We start from the raw sequence: 19,881 nt of genomic DNA on the forward strand, positions 1-19,881 counted from the left end.
CCGTTGCTGTATCCGTATCTGTGGATGTTCCTTCGGTGGCGGGTCAGTAGCGGCGTTCCTCGCGGCCGTAGCCGAGTTCTTCGGCGACGTCGGCGACGTTCTCGTACTCGCGCCGGGGCAGTGACCGGAGGGCCTCGACCGCCTCGTCCGGCGCGCCGCCCTCGGCCGCGTGCCGGACGAGCTCGTTCGGCCGCGCCGGGTACCGGACGCCGGTGAGCATCCGGGCGAGGGCGCTGCGCCCCTCGACGTCCTGCGCGCTCATGCCGGGCGGGGAGCCCTCGCGCTCGCCGGCGACCGACTCGGCCGGGTCTCCCGGATGGTCGTCGGAGTAGGGCTCGGTCTCCCTGAACTCGTCGGCGCGCGTGGGGTGACCGCCGCTGACCATGCCGTGCGTCTCGCGGTCGATCTCGTCGTCCAGCTTCGCGCCGTGCTTATCGCTCTTGTCTGGCATCGTTTGGTTCGTCCTCCCTGCGCGCGTATGGGGAGAGCGTTCCCGGAAGGACGTGCCCAAACATGGGCCGTCCTGGCGGGGCGGGCGCGGTACGGTGTGGCGCATGCTGCCGCAGGAGGGCGTGAACGCCGTCCGGGTCGTGGTCGCCCTGCTGGTCGGAGGCGACTACGCGGAACTGGAGACGCTGACCGAGGGATGCCGGCTCAGCGCGTCGGACATGGCCGGCGCGATCGAGGGGCATGGACTCGATCTGATCAGCCCTCCCGAGGAGGCCTTCCGCGACATCGGGGTGACCGGCGCCGAGCAGACCGAGACCGCCGAAGGCGGGCGCGCCTTCCGCGTCGCGTTCCCGCTGTGGACGGCGCAGGAGGGACGCTCCGCCCTGCGGCTGCGCCTCACGCTCTCCGAGGTCATGGACGGCGTGTGGACCGTGGAACTGGACGGCATCGGCGCCCCCTGATCGCCGTCACGACGCGCGGCCCCGACCGCGCCCGCGTCAGGGCTGGGGCGGGGACTGGGGGGACTGGGACCGGCGCATCATCCGAAGGACGCGCCTGACCAGCGACCTCGACTCGGTCTCGGCCGAGGCGTCCTGCCCGGGCGCCGCCTCCGCCTCGGCGGGCGCGGGCGTCGGCTCCGGCGGATCCCCGGCCAGCTCGTAGTTGACCGGCAGCGACCGCAGCCCGCGCATCATGGGGGACGACCGCCAGGGAAGCTGGTCGGCGGGCAGCGCGAGCCGCAGCGCGGAGAACCGCTCGAACAGCCGCTCCACCGCGATCGTGGTGATCGTCGTGGCCAGGTCGCGGCCGATGCAGGCGTGCGGCCCGGCGCCCCAGGCCAGGTGCGCGCGGGAGCTGTAGATCGCGTCGGGGTCCATGCCGCCGGTGAACGCCGGGTCCAGGTGCGCGGCGGCGGGCGAGAGCATGACCGGGTCGCCGGCGGCGATCAGGAACCGGCCGACGCGCACGTCGGTCTTCGGCCACCGGAACGTCAGGTTGGCCATCGGCGGGCTGATGATCGCGGCCCGGTTGACCGCCTCCGGCAGCATTCCGGCGGAGATGCTGTCGCGGACCCCGGCCTCCCCGACGATCACCTCGGCGATCGTGTTGCAGGTCAGCGTCCCGGTGTAGTCGCCGACCAGCCCGATCAGCATGGTCATCTCACGGGTGAGCTCGTCCACGGTCAGATCGGGCACGGCGGCGAGCATGTACGACGGGAGATCCTCGCCGGGGGAGGTCATCTTGGCCGCGCAGACGCCGGCGACCTCGGTGGACACCCGCAACGCGGCCTCGGCGGCGTCCGGCCCGGCGTCCAGCATCCGCCACATGTCCATGATGATCTCGTCGCCGCGGCCGGACTGGGCGCCGAGCAGCCGGTTCACGATCATCAGCGGCAGCGGCCGGGCGTACTGCGCCGACAGGTCGGTCCAGCCGGTGCGGCCGCCGCTCTCCGACAGCACCGTGATCAGCTCGTCGGCGTACCGCCTGATGTCGCGTTCCAGCTCCTTGGCCTGCGTCCGCGTGCGGTCCTGGAACGGGCGCAGACCCTCGCTCCACGCGCCGCGCAGCCGGGTGAGCTCGGCGCCGTCGCGGAACACCGAGTTGTCGACCTCGAATGCCGGCAGCAGCGGCCAGTCGGCCGGGACGCGGCCCTCCCGGCGCGCCCGCCAGGAGTCGAGCCGCTTGCTCCAGATCCCCCGCGTGTCGCGCAGGATGTCGAGCGTCTGGGGGTAGCCGATGACGAGCCACGTCGGCACCCCGAGGACGTCCACGGGCGCGACCGGTCCGTACTCGGTGCGCAGCCGCTGGTAGAACACGGCGGGACGGGACTCGTAGTCGCGGTTCACCAGCGGCTGGACGGCGAGCGACTCCAGCGGCGGGTGGGCGGGCGCGGATTCTGCCTGCGGCGTCTGGGGCTCCACGGGCATAGACTTTAGGAGAGATCGTTCCGTGCCGACCGGTTGATGGTGAAATCTCCCTGGATGATCTTCGGGGCGGGGCGCACGTGACCCCTCGTCACCGGGTATGTGAGGCTGGGAGTGCCCCTAAGAGAGCTGGAGGTCCGCATGGCCGACTCGGCAGGAGAACCAGAGGACGGCGAGGACGACGTGAAGCGCAAGTTCCGGGAGGCCCTGGAGCGCAAGCGCGGAGCGGCGGGCAAGAACACCGGCGATTCCGGCAGAAGCGGCTCGAAGGTGCGCGGAAAGCACGACCGCGCCGATCACCAGCGGCAGTTCCGCCGCAAGAGCGGCTGACGGCGCCGCACGGTCCTTGACCCCCGCGCGGAAGGCGCGGGGGTCGCGCCATCCGGCCGGTGGTCGACCAGCCGGTGGTCGACGTGCCGGTGGTTGACCAGGACGCCTCGCATTACCGCCGAAATCGGGGCGGTCCCTTTGGTCATGATCAACCATTGCGGGGCGCGGACCCTAAGCTCACCCTCGTGGGCATGCTCCCAAGAATCGGCCGGAGACCCGCAGGTCTCCTCGCCCTCACCGCCGCCGGCGTGATCACCGCCGCCGCGCCCGCCGCCGCGGGCACCACCACGGGCCTCACCACGGGTACCACCACGGGCACCGCCCCGCGATGGTCACCGGACCTCACCGCGATCGGCGGCGACGACGTCAACGTCCGCCACGACGGCCGGGCCCTGCGGCTCGGCTCCCTTCGCACCGGCCCTGCCGCCCTGCACGACGCCCAGGCCACCGGACAGCTCCTGCTCGCGCCGAAGGACCTCCCCGAGCCGGCCGACCGCGTCCAGGCGCGGGTGAACGGCGGCGGATCGGTCGCGGTGGACGTCAGGGCGTGGCGCGGCGGCTCCTGGACCGAGTGGCACCCGGCCGGGTCGGCGCTGCCGTCCGCGTCCACGCGGATCCAGGTGCGGATCGTGCTCGCGCAGAAGGCCGGCGCCCCCGCCCCCGCGGTCTCGGGCGTGGAGCTCACCGCCGGCCGGGTGCGGGCGCCGCGCGCGTCGGCGGCGGCGGCCGCCGCCTACCGGGTCTTCGCGACACGCGAGGGCCTGGTCGGCGGGACGACCGCGAACGGCCACGTCATCACCGAGCGGGACCACTTCGTCGCGCTGCCGTCCCGCCGCGGCCTGTCCCCTCGTCTCCAGGGGGACAGGCGACTATTCCGTTATTCCGTCCACGCGTGCACCGAGAGCGGAAACCGGTGCGAGTACGCGCCCTTATGAGACGTCGGTACGACGACTACTGGAACCGTTCCTACCGACTGAGCGGGAGTGATCGGCTCAGCCGCGCACCCCGAACGGTCTTGGGTGCACTGGTCCCCGGCGTACTCGACCCCGGGGCGGCGACACGCATCGTGTGCGTGGTCCGATCCCGGGAGGCCGGTTCCCTGCACGACCTGGCCAAGGGGGCACGGCCAACAGCGACGGGGAGGCCCCGGACCATCTCTCCGGCGGAACGGGGGCCCTGCACACTGGCGCCGTCCCCGGCGTCCCAGATCACGAGCGAACGCTATCAGGATGTCGAGCCTGTGTCTCAAATCCAGCCGATTCGAGCGGCGCTCATGTCCACCTGTGCCCTCTCTTGCTCACTTGCAAGACAATTGTTGCGAACCCCTCCGTGGCCTGTCCGCATCAGCTCTTGTACAACTGCTTCTCGTAGTTGGCCTCGCAGTAGTACCGCTCCAGGTCCTCCACGCTCTCCTTCGCGTACCGGAGGTCGCCGATGATGCGGGCGTGCGAGGGCAGTGCGTCCGGCTCCCAGGTTTCAGGCTTCCAGAGCTTCGAGCGCATGAGCGCCTTCGCGCAGTGGAAGAAGATCTGCTCGATGTCCACGACCAGCGCGAGCGCCGGGCGGTGCCCCTTGACGATCAGCTCGTCGAAGAACGGCGCGTCCCGGACGAGCCGGGCCCGGCCGTTGATCCGCAGCGTCTCCCCGCGCCCGGGAACGAGGAACAGCAGCCCGACGTGCGGGTTGCTCAGGATGTTCAGGAACCCGTCGGCGCGGCGGTTGCCGGGACGGTCCGGGATGGCGATCGTCGTGTCGTCGACGACGTGCGCGAACCCGGGCGGGTCGCCCTTGGGGGAGACGTCGCAGTCGCCGGCCGCGTCACTGGTGGAGATCAGGCAGAACGGTGAGCGCGCGAGCCATTCACGGTCCCATGCGTGCAGCGTGACGCGCTCCTTGGCGACGGCGCGCGGCATCGGCGCGCCGAGGAGCTCGCGCAGTTCTTCCGGGGAGGTGATCGTGGCGGACTCGGGGGCGAGCGTCATCGGCGTTCCTTCCGGGAGGGAACCGGAAGATCAGCCTAACCGGGCCTATTTCGCCCCGGTATGGCCGGGTGCGCCGCCTGATCCGGAGCCGGGTCGGCTCTTCCCCGGTCAGTTCCCCCCGGTTCAGCTCCTCGCGGCGTAGCTGCGGACCCCGGCCTCGTCATGGAAGTCCAGGACGCCCCGATCGGCCAGGACGTCGAGGTGCGCGTCGATCTCCAGGACGGCCAGCATCCGGCTGAAGGCGTCAAGGTCGTCGAGCGCGCGCCTGCGGCGCGTCCAGGGCATGGCGGCCGCGACCTCGTAGGCCGTCGCGCGGCCCGCGCGGACCTGGGCGGCGGCCTCGTCGAGGCGCTCGGCGTGGTGCTCCAGCAGCTCGTCGATCCTGGTGTGCACGCTCGGCGTCACCGGGCCGTGCGCGGGCAGCAGCAGCGTGTCGGGCATGCCGCGGACCAGCCGCAGCGACTCCAGGTAGCTGCGCAGCGGCTTGGGCTCCGGCTCGGTCTCCAGCCCGATCGACGGCGTGATGTGCGGCAGGATGTGGTCGCCGGCGAACAGCAGCCCGGCGGCCGCGTCCCGCAGGACGATGTGGCCGCGCGTGTGGCCCGGCGTGGCGAACACGTCCAGGCCCCGTCCGGGCAGGCCGATGCGCTCCCCGTCGTCCAGCCAGCCGTCCGGCCGGGTGTACAGGACGTCCTGCTCGGACCGGTCGACCGGCGCTCCCGCGATCTCGTCGGCGAGGGCGCCCGCGCCGCAGCGGCGCAGCAGCTCGACCTGCCTCGGGTGCAGGCCCGCGCCGACGTCGAACGCCTCGATCGACTTCTGCTCGCCGCGCCCGATCCGCACCCGCGTCCCGAACGCCTCGCGCAGCACGAGGGCCTGCGAGTAGTGGTCCCAGTGCGCGTGGGTGACGAGGAACTGCGCGACGTCGTCCAGCCCGTGGCCGAGGGCCCGGAGGGCGCGTTCCAGGGACGTCCGCGTGTCGGGCATCGCCCAGCCGGAGTCGACGACGACGATGCCGTCGGAGTCCTCGATGACGTACACGTTGACCGCGTGCAGCGACGGGATCGGGAGCGCCAGGGGGATCCGGTGCACCCCGGGCGCCACGAGGTGTGCGCCGGGTTCGGTCCAGTCAGTCGGCTGTTCCACGACCGGTGCCGTCACCGTGCGCCCCCTCATACTGATCTTGCAAATTCTCGAATCCGGTTCTACTCGAACGTACTTCATGCTCGACGTCCGGTCCGGTCCCGGGGTGGTGGGATGGATCACCTGTGCCGCGCGTCCCGGTCGGCGGCCCGGCGCGCGTCCTGCGCGGCCTTGCGGGCCTCCCGCGCCGTTTCCTCGGCCCGCGAGCGGTTCTGCTCGGCGCGATCCGCCCGCCGCGCCGCCGCGTCGCGCTCGGCGACGGCCCGTTCCAGCTCGTGCCGGAGCCGTCCCACCGCGGCGGACGCCTCCTCGGCGTCCCTTTTCGCCGCCCCGGCCCGCTCCGCGCGCTCGGCGAGCTTGCGGTCCGCCTCTTCGGCGCGCCTGTGCAGGGTCTCCGCCCGCCGCGCCCGCGCCGCGCTCGTCCGCGTGACGTTCGACCTCGCCCGCCCGCGCTCCTTCCCCTTCGCGGACTCCTTCTTTTTCGCGGATTCCTTCTCTTTCGCGGGCTCCTTCTCTTTCGCGGGCTCCTCGCCGGGGGGCTCCCCCTCCTCGGCGGCCGGCTTCCCCCCGGTCCTCGGCTCGGCGGGCCGCTCCCCGTCCTCCGGGGCCAGGGGGAATCCGGCCGGGACGAAACCCGTGTGGCTGCGCGGCTGTGACAGCCGCCCCTCGCGCACCTCCCCGGCGATGCCCGCGTCCACGGTGGCGGCCTGGAGGGTGTCCTCCACCTCGCGGACGGCCTGCTCGCGCAGCGGATTACCGGCTTGCGCGGCGAGGTCGCCCGCGGCGCGGACCAGGGAGCCGACGAGGCGGGCCCGGCGCTGCTCCAGGTCCCCGAGCCCGCCGCCCGAGGTCCACGCCGAGCGGATCTCGTCCCCGACGTCCAGCAGCCGCCCCAGGTCGCCGGCGGCCGAGCGGGCGAGGAGATTCACCGCCCACGCCGACAGCGTCGGGCGCCGCAGCGCGCCGATCCGTTTGGCGAGCCGCCCGTCGCCCGCCGACTTCGCGTCCTGGGCCAGCCGCTTCCTGGTCGCCACGAAGTCGGACGGCTGGACGCCGTAGAGCTCATCGGCCGCACTGGAGAAGTCCACGCCTGATCCCTACCCGCTACCCCCGGGCCCGCCTCAGCGGGTGTCGAGGAAGCGGTCCAGGACGCGGGTCCCGAAGGCCAGGCCGTCCAGGGGGACCCGCTCGTCGACGCCGTGGAACATGCCGAGGTAGTCCAGGTCCGGCCCGAGCAGCAGCGGCGCGAAACCGAAGCTGCTGATGCCGATCCCGTTGAACGCCTTGGCGTCGGTGCCGCCCGCCATCACGTACGGGACGGGACGGGCGGACGGGTCCTCGGCGCGGAGCGCACCGGCGAGCGCGGCGAACGTGGGGCCCGCCGGGTCGGCGGCCGGGGCCTCCTCGTGGTTGATGAACTCGCGGGTGACCTCCGGGCCGAGGAGCCGGTCGACCGTGGCGAGGAACTCCTCGCCGGTGCCCGGGAGGTAGCGGCCGTCGACCTGCGCGGTCGCCGTGCCCGGCACGACGTTGACCTTGTAGCCGGCGTCGAGCCGGGTCGGGTTGGCCGAGTTGCGGATCGTCCCGGCGAACAGCCTGCCGACGCCCCCGAGGCGGGCGGCCTCCTCGTCCAGCCGGTCGTGGTCGATGGCGGTGCCGAGGGCGTCCCCGAGACCGTCCAGCAGGGCCCGGACGCCCGGGGTCAGCCGGACCGGCCACTCGTGCGAGGCCAGCCGGGACACCGCGTGCGCGATCTCGGCGACGGCGTTGCGGGGCGCGGGCTTGGACCCGTGCCCGGGGGTGCCGCGCGCCGTCAGCCTCATCCAGGCCGTGCCGCGCTCGCCGGTCGCGATCGGGTAGACGCGCGTGCCGCCCGCGTCCACGCTGAACCCGCCGGACTCGCTGATCGCCTCGGTGCAGCCCTCGAAGAAGTCCCGGTGCTCGCGCGCGACGTAGCGGGATCCGTGGTCGCCGGTGCACTCCTCGTCGGCGAGGAACGCCAGCACGAGGTCGCCGCGCGTCCGGCGCCCCTCGCGCAGCCGCCGCCGGACGGTGGCGAGGGTCATCGCCACGCTGCCCTTCATGTCGACCGCGCCGCGCCCCCACACGCACCCGCCCTCGACCTCGCCCGAGAACGGCGGGACGGTCCACTCGGACGCGTCGGCCGGCACCACGTCCAGGTGCCCGTGGATCAGGAAGGCGGGGTGCGCGGGGTCGGTGCCCGGCAGGCGGGCCAGCACGCTGGCGCGGCCCGGCGCGGACTCGACGATCCGCGGCTCGGCGCCCGCCTCGTCCAGCAGCGCGGCGACGTGCTCGGCGGCCGGACGTTCCGGGCGGGCCACGCCCTCGCCCCGGTTCGTCGTGTCGAAGCGGATGAGGTCGGCACATATCGCCGCCGCCTCGGCGCCGGCGGGATCGTCGCGCACTCTCATTCCAGGTCTCATTCAGGCTCGATCCAGGCTCGATCCAGGAAGCCCCTTCTGTAACAAACCTTCATTTTCCTCCCTCGCTGACCTCTGTCAACGCTGATCAAGATGTCTCGATCCGGTCTCGACTCGGTGAGCGCCGTACCCAAACCGTCACCGCGAGTACGACCCTGCGAGCAATCTAGGTGCGGCGGGTGGCCAAGCACTCGCGGCGCGAAGCTGCGACGGGGCGAGGAGGACCATGGCAAGCCAGAGGGGTGCCGGAAGGAGGGGCCGCGGGAAGGTCGCGGGCCTCGCCGCGGTGGCGCTGGCCGCGTCGCTCGGCCTGTCGGCCTGCGGTGGCGACAGCGCCGGGGCGAGCGACGGCACGTTCACCGTGGGTCATTCCGAGCCCGACCACCTGATGCCCGCCAACACGACGAGCAGCTACTCCTTCGACGTGATCAGCGGGCTGTTCGACAACCTGATGACCCTCGACCGGAACGGGAAGGCCGTCCCGCAGGCCGCCGAGTCGGTCACCTCCGACGACCAGAAGGCCTGGACGGTCGAGGTGAAGCCGGGGCGGAAGTTCCACAACGGCGAGCCGGTGACCGCGCAGAGCTTCGCGGACGCCTGGAACCACGCCGCCTACGGGCCGAACGGCATGAGCGCCAACGACTACTTCTCCTACATCGAGGGGTACGAGGCGCTGAACCCCGAGGACGAGAACGCGAAGCCGGAGGCCGACACGCTGTCCGGGATCGAGGTCACCGGCCAGAACACGCTCAAGGTCACGCTGAACGCGCCGTTCAGCCAGTTCCCGCTGCTGCTCACCTACCCGGCCTACGCGCCGATGCCGAAGGCCGGGCTCAAGGACCCCAAGGCGTTCGACGACCACCCGATCGGCAACGGCCCGTACATGATGGACGGGAACTGGGAGCGCAACAAGCAGATCAAGCTCGTCGCCTTCCCCGGCTACACCGGGCCGCGCAAGCCCAAGAACAAGGGCGTGACCTGGAAGAGCTATTCCAGCGCCGACACCGCCTACACCGACCTGCGGGCCGGCCGGATCGACGTGCTCCAGACCATCCCGTCCGGCAAGGTGCCCGAGGCCGAGCAGGTGCTGGGGGACCGGTTCATCACGGGCGAGATGGGCACGATCGACTACCTGGGCTTCCCCCTGTTCGACAAGCGGTTCGCCGACCCCGACCTGCGCCGGGCCATCTCGATGGTCATCGACCGGGAGGGCATCAACAAGGCGGTCTACAACGGCGAGTACTTCCCCGCCGACTCGCTGCTCCCGTCCATCATCGACGGGCACCGCGACAACGCCTGCGGCGAGCTGTGCACCTACGACCCGGGCAAGGCGAAGCAGCTGTTCGACAAGGCCGGCGGGTTCGAGGGGACGATGGAGCTGTACTTCTCCAACGCCCAGCCCACCTACGCGCAGTGGATGCGGATCGTCGCGAACTCCCTGCGCGACAATCTCGGCATCCAGGACATCCAGTTCAGGCAGGTCCCCGCGTCCGACTACTTCTCCATGCTGCGGGCCCGCGAGGAGAAGGGCCCGTACCGGCAGAACTGGGAGGCCGACTACCCGAGCGCCCAGAACTACCTGGAGAACATGTGGGGCTCCAGCGACAACCGCATGGGCTGGAAGAACGAGGAGTTCGACGACCTCATCGCCAAGGCGAACCGGACGGCCGACCAGCAGGAGGCCATCAAGCTCTACAACCAGGCCGAGGACATCGCCATCCAGGAGATGCCGATGATCCCGCTGTGGACGTGGGCCCGCCAGGGCGGACGCTCCGATAACGTCGAGAACGTCACCATCACGCCGTACTCGACGGGCCTGCTCGCCACCGAAGTGACGGTGAAGTAGCCGACGATGTGGCGTTTCGCCGCCCGGCGGCTCCTGCAGGCGGTCCCGGTCTTCTTCGGCACCACGCTGCTCATCTACGCGATGGTGTTCGCGCTGCCGGGCGATCCGATCCAGGCGCTCGCCGGTGACAAGCCGGTCCCGGACAACGTCCTCCAGGAGCTCCGGGACCGGTACAACCTGAACGACCCGCTGCTGGTGCAGTACGCGAAGTACATGTGGGGTCTCGCCCAGGGCGACCTGGGCGAGAACTACACCGGCCAAAGCGTGTCGGAGATGCTGTCCGGACGCTGGGCGGTGACCGCGCGGCTCGCGCTCACCGCCTGGATCTTCGAGCTGGTCATCGGCATCGCGCTCGGCGTGTGGGCGGGCCTGCGGCGCGGCAGGCTCGCCGACACCCTGGTCCTCGGCGGGACGACCCTGGTGATCGCGGTGCCGGTGTTCGTGCTCGGCTACATCGCGCAGATCGTGTTCGGCCTGCACTGGCAGATCTTCCCCACGGCCGGGACGGACGACGGGTGGCCGCTGAGCTACCTGCTGCCCGGAATCGTCCTCGGCTCGCTCGGCCTGTCGTACGTCGCGCGGCTGACCCGGACGAGCCTGTCGGAGAACCTGCGCGCCGACTACGTCCGCACGGCCAGGGCCAAGGGGCTGTCGAAGGCCCGGGTCATCGGCAGGCACACGCTGCGCAACTCGCTGATCCCGGTCGTGACCTACCTCGGCGTCGACTTCGGCAACCTGATGGGCGGCGCGATCGTGACCGAGGGAATCTTCAACCTGCCCGGCGTGGGGCAGCAGGTGTTCCAGTCGATCCAGCTCAAGGAGGGGCCCGTCGTGGTCGGCGCGGTCACGGTACTGGTGCTGATCTTCCTGCTGGTCAACCTGATCGTGGACCTGCTGTACGGGGTGCTCGACCCGCGGATCAGGTACGAGTAGGGGGCCGGCGGCGATGACGACCAGGGAACCGGACACCGGGACCGCCGGAGCCGTCGCGGTCGCGGGCGGCGAGATCGGCGGCGCCGGCCCCGGCGGCGAGGCCGGCGGGGCGTCGCTGTGGGGCGACGCGTGGCGCGACCTGCGGCGCCGCTGGGTCTTCTGGGGATCGGTGTCGATCCTCGCCGTGGTGGCGGCGATGGCGGCCTTCCCGGGCCTGTTCACCGGGACGGCGGCCAACGAGGGCTGCGACCCGAACCTGTCCAAGCTCGGCCCGTCCGGCGAGCACTGGTTCGGCACCGACCTCGCGGGCTGCGACTACTACGCGCACGTCGTGCACGGCGCCCGCCCCACGCTGGTGATCGGCGTCGCGGTCACGCTGTTCGCGCTGCTGATCGCGATGGTGTTCGGGATGATCGCGGGCTACTACGGCGGGATCCTGGACGCGGTGATCGCCCGGATCACCGACGTTTTCTTCGGGCTGCCGTTCGTGCTGGGCGGCACGGTGATCCTCGTCGCCTTCCCGGGGCGCGGCGTCGCCGCGATGACGCTGGTGCTGGTCCTGCTCGGCTGGACGACGATGATCCGGATCATGAGGGGCCAGGTCATCTCGGTCCGCGACGCCGACTACGTGCAGGCCGCGCGGCTGCTCGGCGCGTCCGACCGCCGGGTCATGACGCGGCACATCCTGCCGAACGCGATGGCCCCGGTGATCGTGGTCGCCACCCTCAACGTCGGCAACGTCATCGTGGGGGAGGCGACGCTGGACTTCCTCGGCGTCGGGCTCCAGTACCCGCAGGTCTCCTGGGGACTCCAGCTCGGCCAGGCCAAGGACGCGTTCATGAGCCACCCGCACCTGCTGATCTTCCCCGCGGCGTTCCTGTCCGCCACGGTGCTGAGCTTCCTGATGCTCGGCGACGCCGCCCGCGACGCCCTCGACCCGAAGCTGCGGTGAGATGACGAGCGAACGAAGGATGGGCGAACGAAGGACGGGCGAACGAAGGACGGGCGAACGTGAAGGACGAGCGAACGTGAAGGACGAGCCGGTTCCGGCGCCCCGCCCGGCCGAGCCGCTGCTGGCCGTCGACGACCTGCACGTCCGCTTCCGGGTCCGGGGCCGGGACGTGCGCGCGGTGAACGGGCTGTCCTACACCCTCGCCGACGGCGAGACGGTCGCGATCCTCGGCGAGTCGGGGTCGGGCAAGAGCGTCGCGGCGCAGGCGGTCATGGGCATCCTCGACGTCCCGCCCGCCCGCGTCGAGCGCGGGTCGGTGCGGCTGCGCGGCGAGGAACTGCTGGGCCTCCCCGAGCGGCGCCGCCGCGAGTACCGCGGCGAGCGCATCTCGATGATCTTCCAGGACGCGCTGACCGCGCTGAACCCGGTGTTCACCGTCGGCGACCAGCTCCGCGAGATGTACCGGGTGCACCGCGGGCTCGGCCGCCGGGAGGCCGGGGACCGGGCCGTCGAGATGATGGACCGGGTGCGCATCCCGTCGGCGGCGCGGCGGCTCGGCGACCACCCGCACCAGTTCTCCGGCGGCATGCGGCAGCGCATCATGATCGCGATGGCGCTGGCCCTGGAGCCGGACGTGCTGATCGCCGACGAGCCGACCACCGCCCTCGACGTGACCGTGCAGGCGCAGATCATGCGGCTGCTGGCCGCGCTCCAGGACGAGCTGGGCATGGGCATGGTCCTGATCACCCACGATCTCGGCGTCGTCGCGGGCGTCGCCGACCGGATCGTCGTCATGTACGCCGGGTCGGTCGCCGAGCAGGCGCCCGCCCGGGAGCTGTACGCGCGGCCCGCCCACCCCTACACGCGCGGGCTGCTCGCGTCGGTGCCGCGGCTCGACCGGCGCGGCGAGCCGCTCGTCCCGATCAGGGGCGCGCCGCCCGACCCCGCCGCGCTGCCGTCCGGCTGCCCGTTCCGGCCGCGCTGCCCCCGCGCTGAGGGGATCTGCGCGGCCGAGACGCCGCCGCAGATCACCGTCGCGCCGGGCCACACCGCCGCATGCCATTTCGCCGAGGAGGTCCACGGTGCCGGACCCGAATGAGGGCGCTTCCCGCCAGGACGGCCCCATCCTGGAGGCCGACGGCCTCGTCAAGCACTACCCGGTGACCCGCGGGGTGGTGCTCCGACGCGCGGTCGGGCAGGTCAAGGCCGTGGACGGCGTCGACCTGGAACTGCGCCGCGGCGAGACCCTCGGCGTCGTCGGCGAGTCCGGATGCGGCAAGTCGACGCTCGCCAGGCTGCTGCTCGCCGCCGAACGCCCCACGGCCGGCACCGTCCGCTTCGCCGGGCGCGACATCTTCGCGCTGCCCAGACGCGAGCTGCGGGCGCTGCGCCGCCGCATCCAGATCGTCCTCCAGGACCCCTACTCGTCCCTCAATCCCCGCATGACGGTCGGCGACATCGTGGGGGAGCCGTTCGCGATCCACCCGGAGGCGGCGCCGAAGGGGGAGCGGCGGGCGCGCGTGCGGGAGCTGCTGGAGCTCGTCGGCCTCGACCCCGGCCACGTCGACCGCTACCCGCACCAGTTCTCCGGCGGGCAGCGCCAGCGCGTCGGCATCGCCCGCGCCCTCGCGCTGCGCCCCGACGTGCTCGTGTGCGACGAGCCCGTGTCCGCGCTGGACGTCTCCGTCCAGGCGCAGGTCATGAACCTGCTCGCCGAGCTGCGCCGGGAGCTGGGCCTGGCGCAGGTGTTCATCGCGCACGACCTGGCCGCCGTCCGCCACATCTCCGACCGCGTCGCCGTCATGTACCTGGGCAAGGTCGTCGAGACCGGCGACGAGACCCAGATCTACGAGCACCCGACGCACCCCTACACGCAGGCGCTGCTGTCGGCCGTTCCCGTGCCCGACCCGGACGCCCCCGGCTGGTCCGGCCAGATCCGTCTCGAGGGGGAGCCGCCGTCGCCGCTGGATCCGCCGTCCGGCTGCCGGTTCCGGACCCGCTGCTGGAAGGCGCGGGACGTGTGCGCCGAGCGGGAACCCGGCCTGGAGGCGCGGGACGGTTCCGCCCACCCCAGCGCGTGCCATTTCGCGGCGGAGGAGACCCTCACCGAGCAAACCTGACGTTCCGCGGGCCCCTCGCGAGGCGTTCCGTAAGGTGGGTGCCATGGCGCGCAAGGGCAGGCACGGTCCCCGGGCGAACGTCTACAGGATCGACGGCGGCGAGGCCGAGCTGCTGCGGGACGCCGACCGCGACGGCGGCTGGATGCTGCTCGTCGGAGGCATCCCCCAGTCGTACGTGAACCTGTCCGACCCCACCTACCTCGACTTCGAGTACATGCGGCTGATGGGCGACGTGGTCGACTCCCTCGGCGTGGACGGCCAGGCGTTCGACGCCGTCCACGTCGGCGGCGCCGGCTGCACCCTGCCGCGCTACATCGCCGCGACCCGGCCCGGGTCCCGGCAGATCGTCCTGGAGCCGGACGCGGAGCTGGTGCGGCTCGTCCGCGAGCAGCTCCCGGTCAAGGGGATCGCGGGCCTGCGCATCCGGATCACCGACGGCCGGGCGGGCATCGCCGCGCTCGCCGACGAGGCCGACGACCTCGTCGTGATGGACGCGTTCTCCGAGGCGTCCATGCCGGCCGAACTCGCGACCCGCGAGTTCGTGCTGGACGCCGCGCGGGTGCTGCGGCCCCCCGGCGTCTACATGGTCAACGTCGCCGACGGGTTCCGGCTGCCGTTCGCGCGCCGGGTCGCCGCGACCGTGCGGTCGGTGTTCCGGCACACGCTGCTGATGGGCGACCCGGGCGTGCTGCGCGGCCGCCGGTTCGGCAACCTCATCGTGGCCGGGTCGCGCGAGGCGCTGCCGGTCGCGGACCTGACCCGCCGCGCGGCGGGCGGCGTGGTCCGGGCCCGGCTGCTGGAGGGCGGCGACCTCGCCGCGTTCTGCGCGGGCGCCGCGCCGCTGCGCGACGGCGAGGAGATCGTCGCGCCGGTCCCGCCGCCGCAGGCCTTCGGGAAGTCCTGATGCCGCCCGCCGGATGTCGCATCCGGGGAGCCCGTCCAGTCCATCCTGACGGAGAAGAGGGCCGATGAAGGAGGAGACATGATCGTCGTGACCGGAGCGAGCGGCACGCTCGGCCGGCCGCTCACCCGCCTGCTGGCCGAGGCCGGGGCGGACGTGCACGGGCTGAGCCGCCGCGCCAGGGAGCCGGAGGACGGCGTCACCTGGCACAAGGGCGACCTGTCCACCGGCGAGGGCATCGACGCGGCGCTCGAAGGCACCGGGACGATCGTGCACTGCGCCAGCGACCCGTTCCACACCAAGCGGGACCTGCCCGCCGCGAAACGGCTGATCGAGGCCGCGCGGCGGCAGGGCGCCCCGCACCTGATCTACATCTCGATCGTGGGCGTGGACAAGATCCCCTACAGCTACTACCGGACCAAGTACGCGGTGGAGCGGCTCATCGAGCGTTCCGGGCTGCCGTACACGATCCTGCGGACCACGCAGTTCCACACCCTCCCGGACATGGTCTTCAACGTCCTCACCAAGATCCCCGGTGTCGCCGCGATGCCGAAGGGCCTGCGCGACCAGCCGATCGAGGTCGGCGAGGTGGCCGAGCGGCTCGCGCAGCTGGCGCTGGCGGGCGGGCCCGCGCGCCGGGTCGACGACATGGGCGGCCCGGAGGTCCTGACCGCCGAGGAGATGCTCCAGGCGTACCTGCGGGCCCGGGGGCTGAACAGGCCCGTCCGCCTGCCGCTCCCACTGCCGGGAAAGGCGGGCCGCGGATTCCGGGACGGGCACCACCTGACGCCCGGCCACGCCGTCGGGAAGCGGACCTGGCGGCAATTCCTGGACGAGCGCCATGCACGAACATGAACTCGATCCCGGGCCGGATTCCCCGGCCGTATAGGCCTCACGCGGGGCCTCCATGTCCCATAATCGAGCGATGGAGTCGTCCACCCGAATTCTGATTCTCGGCATGGATTCGTCGGGTCGAATACTCCAGTTCGACCGCAACGCCGCCGCCGTCCTGGCCCCGGGGGGCGATGACCTGCAGGGCGCCGACCTCGACGAGGTGATACCCGGCGCGCGGGAGCCGCTGCTGGAGGCGGTCAAGGCCGGACGGGAGCGCACCGCGATGCTCGCGGTCGACAACCCGGAGGGCGGCATGCTCGACGCGGTCGTCACCGTCCACCCCATGAGCGGCGGCGCGCCCGACGTCGTGGCGCTCGCCGTCGTCCGGGTGCCGGTGCCGCTCGCGGACCGGTTCGTCGACCCCGCGGTGATCCGCCGGGCGCTGCTGGACGACGCGCTCCCGCGGATCGGCTCCACCCTCGACCTCGAGATGCTGGCGCGCGGCCTGATGGACGTGCTCATCCCGCACTTCTGCAACGCGGGCGCCCTGCTCCTGCTGGAGCGCCACATCGACGCCGACGAGCCGCCGGACGGCCCGGACGGCCCGCAGATGCGCCGCATGGCGATCGGTTTCGACGACGACGATCCGGCCTGGGACGCGACGTTCCCGACCGGCGAGTCGCTCGTCTTCCCGGAGGGCACGCCGCACGCGCTGTGCATGGAGTCGGGCGAGCCGGTGCTGCGCGCCCTCGGCGGCGAGGGCGCCGCGAATCTCGCGGCCGCCTGGCGCCGGCCGCCGGTCGCCGACCTGCTCAAGGGCGCCTCGATGCTGCTGCTGCCGATCACGTCCGCGGCGGGCGTCCTCGGATTCTTCGCCTGCACCCGCAACGTCGCGCACCGCCCGTTCGACGCCTACGACGTCGAGATCGGGATGGAGTTCGCCAACCGGGCGTCCATCTTCGTCGAGAGCGCCCGGCAGTACTCGCGCGAGCGGGCCACCGCCCTCACGCTCCAGCGGAGCCTCCTGCCGACCGGGCTGTCGGCGCCGTCACCGGTCGAGGTGCACCACCGCTACCTGCCGGGCAGCCGCCTCATCGAGGTCGGCGGCGACTGGTACGAGTCGATCGCGCTGCCCGGCGCGCGGGTCGCGCTGGTGGTCGGGGACGTGGCCGGCCACGGCGTGAAGGCCGCCGTCACCATGGGGCGCCTCCGCACCGCCATCCACACCCTCGCGGGGCTCGAACTGCCGCCCGCCGAGGCCCTGGAACGGCTCGACTCGCTGATGCGCACGCTCGGCGAGCGCGAGCCGCACTTCGCCACCTGCGCCTACGTCGTCTACGACGCGGTCAGCGGCCGGTGCGAGGTCGCCAGCGCGGGGCACCTGCCGCCGCTGCTCGCCCCGCCCGGCGCCGACTCGAGGTACCTGCCGGTGCCGCCCGCTCCGCCGCTCGGCGTCGGCGGCGACGGCCCGATCGTCAGCCGCGAGTTCACCGTCGAGGACGGGACGCTGCTGTTCCTCTACACCGACGGGCTGGTGGAGAACCGGGCCCGCGACATCGACGACGGGCTGGCGCGGCTGCAGGCGACGTTCGGGCCCGGAGCCGCCGCCCGCCCCCTGGAGGACCTGTGCCAGGCGGCGCTCGACGGCGTCTACGACGACCAGCACCGCGACGACATCGCGATGCTCGTGGCCCGGCTGGCGCGCATCCCGGCCGACCACCACGCCACCTGGGAACTGCCCGCCGAGCCCGCCGCCGTCCGCCGCGCCCGCGGCCTCATCCGCGACCGGCTCGCCCACTGGGGCCTGGAGGACATGGCCCACTCGACGATGCTGCTGGCCTCCGAGCTGGTCACCAACGCGATCCGGCACGCGGGCGGCCGGATCACGCTGCGGCTGGTGCGGGAGGGCGGCCTGGTCTGCGAGGTCTTCGACTCCTCCGACGGACGTCCCCGGATCCACCACGACGACGAGGACGACATGATCGAGACGGGCCGGGGCCTGCACGTGGTGGGGCGGCTGGCCCAGCGGTGGGGCGTGCGCCGCACCATCGGCGGCAAGGTCGTCTGGTGCGAGCAGGAACTGCCCTGACCCCCTGACCCCTGGGGGCGCGGGTGGTGGCGCGGGGTCAGCGCGGCATCGAGACTCAGCGCAGCACCGAGACTCAGCGCAGCACCGAGACGTGTATGTGGTCGTAGTGGTTCTGCGTGAGGCTTCCGCGGTCCTCCATCGGGCGCCAGCCGCCGCCTCGCACGTTCCAGATGTGCTGCTTCCAGATGACGTAGGAGACCCCGAGCCGCCGCGCGTTCTCGACGAGGTATCCGGCGACCTGGTCGCCGTGCCGCAGCGCGCTCTTGCTCGGCATCCGCCCGCCGGTGCTCTCCATGAAGTCGCAGGCGCGGCCGTGGCCGTGGTCCTGCGCGTCGGCGGTGGAGCGGTAGCACCCGATCGTCGGGAACGGGCCGAACAGCCTGGCGATCTCCAGCACCAGGGCCCGCATCGTGGGCGTCATCCTGTTGCCGGTGATCGGGCTCGACGCGCCCGCCACCCCGTCGGGGCGGCCGGTGACCCGGGGGCCTCCCCGCTGCTCGGCGGGCTTCTCCTGCGGGGTCTGGGCCGCCGTCAGCGCCGCCACCTTCGTGCCGCGGGGCAGGACCTTCTTCAGCCGCGCCGACAGCTTCTTCACGTCGGCCTTCGGGGCGCTGATGACCAGGCCGTTCCCGTCCGGCATGCCGAGCGCCCTGGCCTGCCTGCGGGACACGACGGCGTCGATGTCGCCGATGCCCATCGAGGCGTAGGCGCCGACGCGCACGCGGCCCGCGCCCTCGCTGCCGCCCGCGGGGACGACCGCGCCGAGCGGCATCGTCCCCTCGCGGCTCCGCTCGAACGACAGCGCCAGGCCGCCGGACGCGATCGTCCGCCACAGCTGGTCGGACTCGGCCGTCGTCTTGGGCGCGAACGCCCGGAACTTCGACGGGTCCACACCGAGAAGGCCCATGCGGCGTCCGCCGACGTTGGCGCGCGCGGCGTCCACGACCGTGACCCCGGCGACGCCCTTCAGGTCCTTGGCGCGCTCGACGGCCCCGGGCGGGAGCGGGGACGTCCCCGCGACCAGCAGGTGCGGCGTGTAGCGGCGGGTCAGCGGCGCGACCTCCGGGGCCCGGGGCGCCGAACCCCGGTCCACCGACACCAGGTCCTCCGCCTTGGTGGGCTCCTCGTCCAGATGCCCCGAGACGAGGACGGTCACGTTGGCCGCCAGGGTGAGCGCGATCGCCGCCGCGACGGTCGAGGCCAGCGCCCTGCGGCGTGCGGTCAGTCCCACCAGAACGTCCAGTGGGTCTTGCCGCGGATCTCCTCGGCGTAGCCGGCGAGCGTCCCTGGGCCCTGGAAAAGGATGTCCGGGCAGAACGTCCAGTGCTCGGCCGCGACGTGGACGGCGTGCCGGGCCGTGACCGGCGGCGCGGCGACGCTGAGCTCCAGGGTGTTGAAGCCGAGCCCGACGACGCGGGCGCCGAAGCGGTCCTCCCAGCTCCGCAGGACGGCGGCGAGCGGCGCCGTCCACTCGTTGTGGTTGAGGGCGCCCTGCCAGCCGGCGGCGGCCAGGGCGTCGGCGCCCCGCTCCACCGCGGCGAGGCCCAGCGGCACGCCGCGGCGGGCGAGCACGCGGGCGTACCGGTCGGCCATGGCGTCCGGGTCGTCGACCGGGATGCCGGGCGGGGCGGGTCCCGGGCAGTGCCGCCCGTAGGGGGCGAGGTCGTCGTAGTCCTCTTCGGCCGCCCGCTCCGCCCAGTCGGCCCACACCTCGGCCATGAACGCGTGGGGAAGGTAGTTGCCGATCTCGGACACCGGCTCGGGTGCGATCTGGCCGGACGCCCAGGGCTGGTCGGTCTCGTCCATCAGCAGCGGCCAGAGGCCCGAACGGTGGTGCTCGGCCCGCAGGTCGCGCCACAGCTCCCCGCGGACGGGCTCGTCGCTCAGCCAGAAGGCGGGGCGCAGGAGCGGCCGCCGCTGCGGGTAGCCGGGATC

The 19,881-nt window shown here is 72.8% G+C and carries 19 protein-coding genes; 11 read left to right on the forward strand and 8 right to left on the reverse strand.

All coding sequences use genetic code 11. From position 1 onward, the window contains the following. Positions 1–43: 43 nt before the first annotated feature. Entirely contained in the window at positions 44–451 is a 408-nt protein-coding gene (locus E1285_RS19665; protein WP_132154120.1) for a DUF2795 domain-containing protein, read from the reverse strand. Positions 452–554: 103 nt separating this feature from the next. Here E1285_RS19665 and E1285_RS19670 point away from each other — a divergent pair, with 103 nt between their 5' ends. Beyond that, positions 555–911 (forward strand): hypothetical protein, encoded by a 357-nt coding sequence (locus E1285_RS19670; RefSeq protein ID WP_132154122.1) that lies wholly within the window; start codon positions 555–557, stop codon positions 909–911. Between the two features lie 36 nt (positions 912–947). On the opposite strand, the gene E1285_RS19675 is transcribed toward E1285_RS19670, so the two are convergent. After that, a complete protein-coding gene (locus E1285_RS19675) occupies positions 948–2,372 on the reverse strand; it encodes a cytochrome P450 (protein WP_207946677.1) in 1,425 nt (474 codons plus the stop codon). Between the two features lie 144 nt (positions 2,373–2,516). On the opposite strand from E1285_RS19675, the gene E1285_RS19680 reads away from it, so the two are divergent. Continuing rightward, positions 2,517–2,705: a DUF5302 domain-containing protein gene (locus tag E1285_RS19680; protein ID WP_132154126.1), complete on the forward strand. Its 189-nt coding sequence runs from the start codon at positions 2,517–2,519 to the stop codon at positions 2,703–2,705. 191 nt (positions 2,706–2,896) lie between these two features. Further along, positions 2,897–3,640, forward strand: coding sequence for a hypothetical protein (locus E1285_RS19685; RefSeq protein ID WP_132154129.1), 744 nt, complete (start codon positions 2,897–2,899; stop codon positions 3,638–3,640). A 408-nt stretch (positions 3,641–4,048) separates the two neighbouring features. On the opposite strand, the gene E1285_RS19695 is transcribed toward E1285_RS19685, so the two are convergent. The 4 genes from E1285_RS19695 to E1285_RS19710 form a co-directional block, all read right to left on the reverse strand. Then, a complete protein-coding gene (locus E1285_RS19695) occupies positions 4,049–4,687 on the reverse strand; it encodes a pyridoxamine 5'-phosphate oxidase family protein (RefSeq protein ID WP_132154133.1) in 639 nt (212 codons plus the stop codon). A 123-nt stretch (positions 4,688–4,810) separates the two neighbouring features. Further along, entirely contained in the window at positions 4,811–5,833 is a 1,023-nt protein-coding gene (locus E1285_RS19700) for an MBL fold metallo-hydrolase (RefSeq protein ID WP_243722915.1), read from the reverse strand. A 116-nt stretch (positions 5,834–5,949) separates the two neighbouring features. Beyond that, positions 5,950–6,918 (reverse strand): hypothetical protein, encoded by a 969-nt coding sequence (locus E1285_RS19705; RefSeq protein WP_132154137.1) that lies wholly within the window; start codon positions 6,916–6,918, stop codon positions 5,950–5,952. A gap of 33 nt (positions 6,919–6,951) precedes the next feature. Further along, positions 6,952–8,262 carry a M20/M25/M40 family metallo-hydrolase gene (locus E1285_RS19710; RefSeq protein WP_207946678.1) on the reverse strand — a complete coding sequence of 437 codons (1,311 nt, stop codon included), beginning with the start codon at positions 8,260–8,262 and terminating at the stop codon, positions 6,952–6,954. Positions 8,263–8,497: 235 nt separating this feature from the next. On the opposite strand from E1285_RS19710, the gene E1285_RS19715 reads away from it, so the two are divergent. The 8 genes from E1285_RS19715 to E1285_RS19750 all read left to right on the forward strand — a co-directional run bounded on the left by E1285_RS19715 (position 8,498) and on the right by E1285_RS19750 (position 17,946). After that, entirely contained in the window at positions 8,498–10,117 is a 1,620-nt protein-coding gene (locus E1285_RS19715; protein ID WP_132154141.1) for an ABC transporter substrate-binding protein, read from the forward strand. Positions 10,118–10,123: 6 nt separating this feature from the next. Next, complete coding sequence (locus E1285_RS19720; protein ID WP_132154143.1) at positions 10,124–11,050, forward strand: ABC transporter permease; 927 nt, start codon at positions 10,124–10,126, stop codon at positions 11,048–11,050. 13 nt (positions 11,051–11,063) lie between these two features. Then, positions 11,064–12,002 (forward strand): ABC transporter permease, encoded by a 939-nt coding sequence (locus E1285_RS19725; protein ID WP_132154145.1) that lies wholly within the window; start codon positions 11,064–11,066, stop codon positions 12,000–12,002. Between the two features lie 76 nt (positions 12,003–12,078). Continuing rightward, on the forward strand, positions 12,079–13,101 hold the full coding sequence (locus E1285_RS19730; RefSeq protein ID WP_243722916.1) for an ABC transporter ATP-binding protein: 1,023 nt from the start codon (positions 12,079–12,081) through the stop codon (positions 13,099–13,101). Then, positions 13,085–14,122, forward strand: a complete 1,038-nt coding sequence (locus E1285_RS19735) for a dipeptide ABC transporter ATP-binding protein (RefSeq protein WP_132154149.1) — start codon at positions 13,085–13,087, stop codon at positions 14,120–14,122. The genes E1285_RS19730 and E1285_RS19735 overlap by 17 nt, the downstream gene beginning before the upstream one ends. A 43-nt stretch (positions 14,123–14,165) precedes the next feature. Beyond that, positions 14,166–15,026 carry a fused MFS/spermidine synthase gene (locus E1285_RS45675; protein ID WP_165966675.1) on the forward strand — a complete coding sequence of 287 codons (861 nt, stop codon included), beginning with the start codon at positions 14,166–14,168 and terminating at the stop codon, positions 15,024–15,026. A 78-nt stretch (positions 15,027–15,104) separates the two neighbouring features. Continuing rightward, on the forward strand, positions 15,105–15,878 hold the full coding sequence (locus E1285_RS19745; RefSeq protein ID WP_132154151.1) for an SDR family oxidoreductase: 774 nt from the start codon (positions 15,105–15,107) through the stop codon (positions 15,876–15,878). A 103-nt stretch (positions 15,879–15,981) separates the two neighbouring features. Next, positions 15,982–17,946 carry an ATP-binding SpoIIE family protein phosphatase gene (locus E1285_RS19750; protein ID WP_132154153.1) on the forward strand — a complete coding sequence of 655 codons (1,965 nt, stop codon included), beginning with the start codon at positions 15,982–15,984 and terminating at the stop codon, positions 17,944–17,946. Between the two features lie 73 nt (positions 17,947–18,019). On the opposite strand, the gene E1285_RS19755 is transcribed toward E1285_RS19750, so the two are convergent. Both E1285_RS19755 and E1285_RS19760 read right to left on the reverse strand, forming a co-directional pair. Continuing rightward, positions 18,020–19,177, reverse strand: coding sequence for a hypothetical protein (locus E1285_RS19755; RefSeq protein ID WP_243722917.1), 1,158 nt, complete (start codon positions 19,175–19,177; stop codon positions 18,020–18,022). Continuing rightward, on the reverse strand, positions 19,168–19,881 hold a 714-nt coding region (locus tag E1285_RS19760; RefSeq protein ID WP_207946679.1), incomplete at its 5' end, for a DUF4253 domain-containing protein. The genes E1285_RS19755 and E1285_RS19760, both read right to left, overlap by 10 nt.

Origin of the sequence: Actinomadura sp. 7K507, from assembly GCF_004348425.1 — a bacterium.
Taxonomy (GTDB): Bacteria; Actinomycetota; Actinomycetes; order Streptosporangiales; family Streptosporangiaceae; genus Spirillospora.

Excerpts from the sequence above, each read along its gene's own strand:
- E1285_RS19665 (WP_132154120.1), bottom strand. The coding sequence starts at position 451 with ATGCCAGACAAGAGCGATAAGCACGGCGCGAAGCTGGACGACGAGATC.
- E1285_RS19670 (WP_132154122.1), top strand. The coding sequence starts at position 555 with ATGCTGCCGCAGGAGGGCGTGAACGCCGTCCGGGTCGTGGTCGCCCTG.
- E1285_RS19680 (WP_132154126.1), top strand. The coding sequence starts at position 2,517 with ATGGCCGACTCGGCAGGAGAACCAGAGGACGGCGAGGACGACGTGAAG.
- E1285_RS19685 (WP_132154129.1), top strand. The coding sequence starts at position 2,897 with ATGCTCCCAAGAATCGGCCGGAGACCCGCAGGTCTCCTCGCCCTCACC.
- E1285_RS19695 (WP_132154133.1), bottom strand. The coding sequence starts at position 4,687 with ATGACGCTCGCCCCCGAGTCCGCCACGATCACCTCCCCGGAAGAACTG.
- E1285_RS19710 (WP_207946678.1), bottom strand. The coding sequence starts at position 8,262 with ATGAGAGTGCGCGACGATCCCGCCGGCGCCGAGGCGGCGGCGATATGT.
- E1285_RS19715 (WP_132154141.1), top strand. The coding sequence starts at position 8,498 with ATGGCAAGCCAGAGGGGTGCCGGAAGGAGGGGCCGCGGGAAGGTCGCG.
- E1285_RS19720 (WP_132154143.1), top strand. The coding sequence starts at position 10,124 with ATGTGGCGTTTCGCCGCCCGGCGGCTCCTGCAGGCGGTCCCGGTCTTC.
- E1285_RS19725 (WP_132154145.1), top strand. The coding sequence starts at position 11,064 with ATGACGACCAGGGAACCGGACACCGGGACCGCCGGAGCCGTCGCGGTC.
- E1285_RS45675 (WP_165966675.1), top strand. The coding sequence starts at position 14,166 with ATGGCGCGCAAGGGCAGGCACGGTCCCCGGGCGAACGTCTACAGGATC.
- E1285_RS19745 (WP_132154151.1), top strand. The coding sequence starts at position 15,105 with ATGATCGTCGTGACCGGAGCGAGCGGCACGCTCGGCCGGCCGCTCACC.
- E1285_RS19750 (WP_132154153.1), top strand. The coding sequence starts at position 15,982 with ATGGATTCGTCGGGTCGAATACTCCAGTTCGACCGCAACGCCGCCGCC.